This window comes from Mesorhizobium sp. M2C.T.Ca.TU.002.02.1.1, from assembly GCF_003997225.1.
Window position 1 is genome coordinate 1 of the sequence record NZ_RZTO01001102.1, and the last position, 1,616, is coordinate 1,616.

The 1,616-nt window shown below is 66.6% G+C and carries 2 protein-coding genes; both read left to right on the plus strand.

What is annotated here, in order from left to right:
- Positions 1–59 precede the first annotated feature (59 nt).
- Positions 60–1,196: a VWA domain-containing protein gene (locus EOD07_RS33770; protein WP_127238293.1), complete on the plus strand. Its 1,137-nt coding sequence runs from the start codon at positions 60–62 to the stop codon at positions 1,194–1,196.
- The coding region (locus tag EOD07_RS33775) for an amidohydrolase family protein (RefSeq protein ID WP_164772812.1) at positions 1,196–1,616 on the plus strand (421 nt) is incomplete at its 3' end. The genes EOD07_RS33770 and EOD07_RS33775, both read left to right, overlap by 1 nt.

Genomic DNA, 1,616 nt, shown 5'->3' on the forward strand with positions numbered 1-1,616 from the left:
CTGCCAATCTCCCCCCTTGAGGGGGAGATGTCCGGCAGGACAGAGAGGGGGGCGAAGGAATGAGGCGCGCGGAAGGCTTGCCTAGTGCCACAAGGCCTTTTCTAAGCTTCGCCCGCCTGCTGCGCCATCACGCCTTCGCCATCGCCCCCGAACAAATCACCAGCTTCATGCAGGCCGTAACCCTGCTCGGCCCGCGCTCGATGAACGACATTCGCGAGGCAGCTCTCGCGGCGCTTGCCCCCTCGCCCGATCGCCGCGGCGAATTCGAGGCGCATTTCCGAGCCTATTTCTACGGCGACGCCAGGCCCGCGATCGAAGGTGACGAGGACGACGAAACCCGGATCAAGGACGACCGCGGCGCGCGCGAGGAAGAAAAACAGGTCGCTCGCCAGGAAAAAGGCGGCGAGCTGTCTTCGGCGCTCGAGCAGTTGAGCAGCCGCGATTTCCAGCGCGACGCCGATGGTCTCGGCCAGTTCCGCCGCAAGCTCGCGTCCGCGCTGCCCGCGCGCCGTTCCTTCCGCACTGCGCGCACGCGTTCGCGCGGCACACTCGACCTCCGCCGCTCGCTCAGCGAAATCGTCAGCGCCGATGGCGACATCCCCTCGCCGCTGCTGCGTCGCCGCCAAGCCGTGCCACGCAAGCTCTTGCTGCTCATAGATGTCTCCGGCTCGATGAAGCTGCACACCGCCGATTATCTCAAGCTGGCCCATGCGGCCGTGCAAGGCGCGGACCGTGCCGAAGTCTTCACCTTCGGCACACGCCTGACCCGCGTCACGTCCGCGCTGCGAATCCGCGACCGTGAGCAGGCGCTTGCGCGCGCCGCAACACTTGTCGACGATTGGGACGGCGGCACCCGCATGGGTCCGACCTTGCTCGCCTTCCTTTCGGTGCCACGCTTTTCCGCTTTTGCGCGTGGCGCCTGCGTCGTCATCCTGTCCGACGGCCTGGAACGCGGCAGCCATGCCGAACTGGAGATCGCGATGCGCCGCTTCAGCGCCCGCGCCTTCCGGCTGTCGCTGGCGAGCCCGCTCGCAGGCGATCCGCGCTTTCGCCCGGCGACGGCCGCGCTCCACGCCATCCTGCCGGCGCTCGACGACCTGGTCGACGGCTCGTCGATCGGAAGCCTGACCGATTTCATCCTGTCGCTCGCCCGCCCCGCTCCGGCGGCCGCTTCCATCTGGAAAAGGGTATCGTGATGCAGAAAGCCATCGACGCGCATTTCCACATCTGGCGCCAGAAGGACCAGCCCTGGCTGGTCGGGCCGATGGTGCCGCGCATCTTCGGCCCCTACGAGCCGATCCGCCGCGACTATCCGATCACGGAGTTCCTCGAGGACCAGAAGGGCTCGGGCGTCGAGAAGGCCGTCTACGTGCAGACCAACTGGGCCAAGGAGGATTTCGAGAAGGAGGTCGCCTTCCTGCAGAAGACAGCCGAAGAAACGGGGTGGCCGCACGCCATCGTCGGCTATGCCGACATGACGGTCGACGATGTCCGGCCGCAGATCGACCGGCTGATGAAATATCCCTTACTGCGCGGCGTGCGCATGCAACTGCACTGGCACGAGACGCCCGCTTTCCGCTTCGCCGCCTCGGCCGAACAGGTGATCGATCCGAAGG